The organism is Mycobacteriales bacterium (genome assembly GCA_035550055.1).
Taxonomy (GTDB): domain Bacteria; phylum Actinomycetota; class Actinomycetes; order JAFAQI01; family JAFAQI01; genus DASZTV01.
The window spans coordinates 1-6,322 of record DASZRO010000064.1; the positions used below are offsets into that span (position 1 = coordinate 1).

The following is a 6,322-nucleotide window of genomic DNA, read 5'->3' on the forward strand; positions in this document are numbered from 1 at the left end:
TAGAAGTGCGTCGCGTTGTCCGCCTGGCATTCCGCACCGGCCCGCCACGTGAGCTCGTCGTACATCGGAAGACCTCGCTCTTCACTGGGGTTGCTGGTGTGATGTTCGCCACCTTTCGGCCATCTCCTGCTCACCCGCCGAGCGAATCTGACAGCCACATACCCTCGTCTGGTGGCCGACTTCCCCGCAGTGAAGCTGCATGTCGTCAGCGGCAAAGGCGGCACCGGGAAGACGACCGTGGCCGCGGGCCTCGCGCTTGCGCTGGCGGCCGGCGGGCGGCAGGTCCTGCTCACCGAAGTCGAGGCGCGCCAAGGCATCGCTCAGCTGTTCGACACACCACCGTTGCCGTACGAGGAACGTCGCGTCGCGGTCGCCCGGGGCGGCGGGGAGGTCTACGCCCTGGCGATCGATCCGGAGCAGGCGTTGCTGGAGTACCTCGAGCAGTTCTACAACCTGCGACGAGCCGGCTCGATGCTGAAGAAGCTCGGGGCAATCGATTTCGCCACCACGATTGCGCCAGGCCTGCGCGACGTCCTGCTCACCGGAAAGGTGATGGAGGCCGCGACCCGGGAGCGCCGCGGCGGTGGCCGCCTCTACGACGCGGTGGTGCTCGACGCACCACCGACCGGGCGGATCTCGAAGTTCCTCAACGTCAACACCGAGGTCGCGGCACTCACCCGGATGGGTCCGGTCAGCAAGCAGGCGAACAGCGTCATGGAGCTGCTGCGCTCACCGCGCACTGCGGTCCATCTCGTGACGGTGCTCGAGGAGATGCCGGTCCAGGAAACCGCCGACGGGGTTGCCGAGCTGATCGAGACCGGGCTGCGCCCAGGGGCGATCGTGGTCAACATGGTGCGTGATCCGCTGATCCCGCAGGGCCGGATCGACGATGCGGCCGCCGGAACGATCGACCCTGCGGAGATCGCCCGCGGGCTCAAAGCGGCCGGTGTCGACGACGACGCCGCGACGGTCGCGGCGCTGGTCTCGGAGATGCGCGAGCACGCCCACCGGATCCAGTTGGAGCAGCAGGAGCTCGCGACGTTGTCGGCTCTCGACCGGCCGACCTACCAGTTGCCGTACGTCACCGACGCCACCGAGCTCTCCGGGCTTCAGGAGATCGCGGACCGACTGCAGGCCGCGGGGATGGTCTGAGCCCCACGAGATCGCCTCGCGCAGCGACTCAGCAGCGGGGCCTTGAAGGAGACAGCCGATGACAGCAGGGATCGAGCCGCTCGATGTCGACGCGTTGCTTCGCGACGCGAAGATCATCGTCTGCTGTGGCGCCGGCGGTGTCGGCAAGACGACGACGGCCGCCGCCCTGGCAGTGCGGGCCGCGGAGCAGGGCCGCAGCGTCTGCGTGCTGACCATCGACCCGGCCCGCCGGCTCGCCCAGTCGATGGGGCTGACCGAGCTCGACAACACCCCTCGTGCCGTCGCCGGGATCGACACCTCGGCGGGTGGGCGGCTCGACGCGATGATGCTGGACATGAAACGGACCTTCGACGACATCGTCGCGGCCCACGCGGACGAGGCGCGGGCGAAAGCAATCCTGTCGAACCCGTTCTACGTGTCGCTGTCGTCGAGCTTCGCCGGCACTCAGGAGTACATGGCGATGGAGAAGCTCGGTCAGCTCAAGTCGATAGGCGACTGGGACCTGATAGTGGTCGACACGCCGCCGAGCCGCTCAGCCCTGGACTTCCTCGACGCACCACAGCGGCTCGGGAACTTCCTCGACGGCAGGATGATCCGCATCCTCACCGCGCCCGCGCGCGCCGGCGGGCGGGCGTACCTGAAGGTCTTCAGCCTCGGGGTGAAGATGTTCACCGACGTCCTGAACCGGATCCTCGGGGCGTCGGCGCTGAAGGACCTCAGCCTGTTCGTGTCCTCGCTGGAGACGATGTTCGGCGGGTTCCGCGAGCGTGCCGACCAGACCTACAAGCTGCTGAAGGAGCGCGGCACCTCCTTCGTCGTGGTGGCGGTCCCGGAACGCGACGCGCTGCGCGAGGCGGCGTACTTCGTGGAGCGTCTCGAGTCCGAGCAGATGCCCCTCGGCGGTCTCGTCCTCAACCGGGTGCACACCAGCGCGGTGCCCGGCCTTTCGGTCGAACGGTCGATCGCGGCCGCCGAGACCCTCGACGCGGCGCAGGACGAGCCACTGACCGTCGCGGCGCTGCGCATCCACGCAAGCCGCGTCGACGCGGCCGGTCGCGACGCGCGACGCGCGTCGCAGTTCCACGCCGCCCACCCGCGGGTGCGCATCGTCGAGGTCGCCGCGCAGGCCGGCGACGTCCACGATCTCGACGGGCTGCGCGCCATCGGCGACGACCTCGCGGGCGCGTCGACGCGAGCCGCGGTCTGAGTGCCCGGAATAGCCTGAGCAGGTGAGGCGCCCCGTACTGCCGCGGAGCTTCGTGCTCCTCGGCACGGTCGCGTTGGTCGCCGGGTTGATCATGTCCGTCGCGTTGCTGCCCTTCGTGGGCGGCGCGGGCCTGGCGGCACGCAGCCTCGCCAACACCTTCGACGAGCTGCCCGCCGACCTCACTGCGAAACCGCTCCCGCAGGTGTCACGGATCCTCGCCGCGGACGGGTCCACGATCGCGACGTTCTACTCGCAGGACCGCACCAGCGTCGCGCTGTCGGAGATCCCGGTGGTGATGCAGCAGGCGATCATCGACATCGAAGACGTCCGCTTCTACGAACACGGCGGTCTGGACTTCAAGGGCACGTTGCGAGCCCTGCTGCGCAACGGCGCGACCGGCACGGTCACTCAGGGCGGCTCGACGCTCACCCAGCAGTACGTGAAGAACGTGCTCGTCGAGAACGCCCGCACCGAGAAGCAACGCGAAGCGGCGACCGCCGACACGCTCGCTCGAAAGGTGCGTGAGGCGAAGTACGCCATCGAGCTCGAGCACAAGCTCACCAAGTCGCAGATCCTCGACCGCTACCTCAACATCGTCTACTTCGGTGACGGCGCGTACGGCGTCGGCGCCGCGGCCCGTCACTACTTCAACGAGCCGGTCACCGCGCTCACGTTGCCGCAGAGCGCGCTGCTCGCGGGCCTCGTGCAGTCCCCAGTCGCCTACAACCCGCGCTTCTACCCGACACTCGCGACGCAGCGCCGCAACACCGTGCTCGGGCAGATGCTGAAGTACCACTCGATCACCCAGGACGAGTACGACACCGCCCTCGCGACGCCGCTGGACCTCGACATCCACCAGCAGCCCAACGACTGTGTGGCATCGAGGTACCCGTACTTCTGCGACTACGTGAAGCACATCTTCGAGGTCACCCCGAGCCTCGGCCTGTCCCTGTTGACGCGCGGCGGCCTGACGGTCACGACCACGCTGAGCCCGAAGGTCGAGAAGGCCGCCGAAGCCGGCATCCACCAGTACGTCCGCGCCCGCGACCCGAGCGGGGTCGACGCGGCCGAGGCGGTCGTGCAGCCCGGCACCGGCCAGGTGAAGGCCATCGCGGTCAACACGCCGTACGGCGACAACCCCAAGCTCGGCGAGAACAGCATCGACTACGCCGTCGACGAGAAGTACGGCGGGAGCACCTACGGCTTCCACGCCGGATCCACCTTCAAGCTCTTCGTGCTGACTGCCGCACTCGAAGAGGGCTTCCCGCTCAGCACCACGATCCACGCGCCCGGCTCGATCGTCGTCGACGGCTACAAGACCTGCTCCGGGCAGGACGCGGGCGTGTACGACCTGCACAACGCCGCGGACAGCGAGTCGGGCACGTTCAACCTGGAGTCGGGCACCTGGTTCTCGGTCAACACGTTCTTCGCTCAGCTCGAGCAGCGCACCGGACTGTGCGAGCCGATCAAGCTCGCGGAGCAGATGGGCATGCAGCCCTCCAACGGCGGCCCGATCCCGCAGGTGCCGTCGTTCGTTCTCGGCTCGGCCGCCGGCTTCACCCCGCTCGACGAGGCGAACGCGTACGCGACGATGGCCGCGCACGGCGAATACTGCTCACCGATCGCGATCACCTCAATCGTCGACCGCGACGGCCACCACTACGACGTGCCGCAGTCGCACTGCCGCCAGGTGGTCGACAGCGGCATCGCCAACACCGTGACCTCGATCCTCGAAGGCGTGCTCACCGTCCCCGGCGCCACCGGCACCGAGGACGCCCTGGCGGGGCGTCCCGCCGCGGCCAAGACCGGCACCGTCGACGACTACGACGGCTCGTGGTTCGCGGGCTACACCCCGCAGCTGTCCGCGGCGGTGTGGGCCGGCATCCCGTCCAGCCCGAACAAGTCGCTCGGCGGCCTGACCATCGGCGGCGTCTACTACGGCGAGGTGTTCGGCGCGACGCTCGCCGGGCGGATCTGGCAGTCCACCTTGAACGCCGCACTGGCCGGCGTACCCCCGGCGCAGTTCAGCGGCAGCCAGACCTACACCGTGACCGCGCCGAAGCAGACCGTGCCCAACGTCGTCGGGCTGTCGATCACCGCCGCGCAGGCGACGCTGATCCAGGACGGCTACGTGCCAAAGCTGGTGCGGGTGCTGGTCGACAGCACCGAGCCCGAAGACGACGTGGCGCGGACCGACCCGCCGGCCGGGTCGGTCCTTCCGGCCGGCTCGACGGTGACGGTGTACATCAGCGATGGCATCTCGCCGGCGCCCGGCCAGAGCGCCCCGACGCCGACCAATCAGCCCACAGCCCCGACCATCACCATCAGCCCGAGCGCACCGCCGACGCCGACGATCACACCCACGCCGACCCCCTCGGACACTGTCAACGGCGGAGGCTTCACACAGCGGCAGCGACCGGAGCGCACGCGGTAGCCGCTGTGGTGGCGTCGGTCAGCTGCCGAGCTGGCGGCGTACCTCTGCAGCGACGCGGCCGCCCTCGGCCTTGCCGGCTGTCTGCGGTTGCACCAGCTTCATGACCTGGCCCATCGCCTGGGCACCGGAGGCGCCTGACTCCGAGATCGCGGCGCGGACGATCGTCTCGATCTCGTCGTCCGTGAGCTGAGCCGGCAGGTACTCCTCGAGAATCTTGCCTTCGGCTCGCTCACGATCGGCAAGCTCCGCGCGGCCCGCTCCGTCGAAGGCCTCCGCGGCCTCGCGCCGCTTCTTCGCCTCCCGACCGATCACGGTGACGACTTCGTCGTCGGAGAGCTCCCGCGCGCTCTTGCCTGACACCTCTTCGTTGGTCACCGCAGTCAGCACCATGCGAAGCGTGCCGGTCCTGAGCTCGTCGCGGGCCTTCATCGATGCGGTCATGTCGGCGCGCAGCCGCTCCTTCAAGGACATGGCGCAAGGGTAGTAACCGAGCTCACCCCCGGCAGCCGCATAACCTCGGGGCATGCCCCTCGCGGCCTGGATCGTGCTGGCGCTCGTCGGGCTCGGGCTCGTGACGATCGGCTACGCCGCGTTGTACGAACGAAAGGCGTTCGCGCTTCGGCGGATCGAGGTGCCGGTCCTGCCCCCCGGCAGTCCGGACCTGAAGGTCCTGCATCTGTCCGACCTCCACATGACCGAAGGGCAGCCGTGGAAGGTCCGCTGGGTCCAGTCACTGGCGAGGCTCGACCCCGACCTGGTGGTCGACACCGGCGACAATCTGGCGGGGCAGGGTGCGGTGGCCCCGGCCCTCGAAGCGCTCCGCCCGCTGTTGGCACGGCCCGGAGTGTTCGTCCCCGGGTCGAACGACTGGTTCGCCCCCGTCAAGAAGAACCCCGCGCGGTATCTCCTCTCGCGTGGAGGCCACCGGCGCAACTACGGCGAACGGCTGCCGTGGGGTGAGCTGCGCAACGCGTTCACCGACGCCGGCTGGCTCGACCTGACGCATCGGCGTACGACGATCGAGCTGGGCGGCCTGACGGTGGAGCTCGCGGGCGTCAGTGACGCACACCTCAACGCTGACCACTACGAGCGGATCTCCGGCCCGGTGCGCTGCGACGTTGCGATCGGGCTGTCCCACAGCCCGGAACCGCGCGTCATCGATGCTTTCGCCTGCGACGGGTATGCCCTGATGCTCAGCGGCCATACGCACGGCGGGCAGCTGCGGATCCCGGGATTCGGCGCACTCGTGACGAACTGCGGGCTCGAACGCAAGCGTGCGCGGGGACTGTCGCGCTGGCCCAGCGGCGGCTATCTGCACGTCTCGGCGGGCCTGGGTACCTCGCCGTATGCACCCGTCCGGTTCGCCTGCCGACCCGAGGCCACCCTGCTCACCCTGACCGCCCGGTAGACTCGCCGACGCACTTCGGGATGTAGCGCAGCTTGGTAGCGCACCTCGTTCGGGACGAGGGGGTCGCAGGTTCAAATCCTGTCATCCCGACCAATGTGATGTCTCAGGACATCGGAATAGC

The 6,322-nt window shown here is 69.0% G+C and carries 5 protein-coding genes and 1 tRNA gene; 5 read left to right on the plus strand and 1 reads right to left on the minus strand.

Features of this window, described 5'->3' with window-relative positions; genetic code table 11:
* Window positions 1–171 precede the first annotated feature (171 nt).
* The 3 genes from VG899_09635 to VG899_09645 are packed head-to-tail and all read left to right on the plus strand — an operon-like array spanning window position 172 to window position 4,793.
* Window positions 172–1,152 carry an ArsA-related P-loop ATPase gene (locus VG899_09635; GenBank protein HWA66613.1) on the plus strand — a complete coding sequence of 327 codons (981 nt, stop codon included), beginning with the start codon at window positions 172–174 and terminating at the stop codon, window positions 1,150–1,152.
* A 58-nt stretch (window positions 1,153–1,210) separates the two neighbouring features.
* Window positions 1,211–2,359 carry an ArsA-related P-loop ATPase gene (locus VG899_09640; protein HWA66614.1) on the plus strand — a complete coding sequence of 383 codons (1,149 nt, stop codon included), beginning with the start codon at window positions 1,211–1,213 and terminating at the stop codon, window positions 2,357–2,359.
* Window positions 2,360–2,381: 22 nt separating this feature from the next.
* On the plus strand, window positions 2,382–4,793 hold the full coding sequence (locus VG899_09645) for a transglycosylase domain-containing protein (protein ID HWA66615.1): 2,412 nt from the start codon (window positions 2,382–2,384) through the stop codon (window positions 4,791–4,793).
* Between the two features lie 18 nt (window positions 4,794–4,811).
* On the opposite strand, the gene VG899_09650 is transcribed toward VG899_09645, so the two are convergent.
* Window positions 4,812–5,264 carry a GatB/YqeY domain-containing protein gene (locus VG899_09650; protein HWA66616.1) on the minus strand — a complete coding sequence of 151 codons (453 nt, stop codon included), beginning with the start codon at window positions 5,262–5,264 and terminating at the stop codon, window positions 4,812–4,814.
* A gap of 52 nt (window positions 5,265–5,316) precedes the next feature.
* Here VG899_09650 and VG899_09655 point away from each other — a divergent pair, with 52 nt between their 5' ends.
* Complete coding sequence (locus VG899_09655) at window positions 5,317–6,201, plus strand: metallophosphoesterase (GenBank protein ID HWA66617.1); 885 nt, start codon at window positions 5,317–5,319, stop codon at window positions 6,199–6,201.
* 16 nt (window positions 6,202–6,217) lie between these two features.
* Window positions 6,218–6,294, plus strand: a tRNA-Pro gene (locus VG899_09660).
* The last annotated feature ends 28 nt before the right edge of the window (window positions 6,295–6,322 follow it).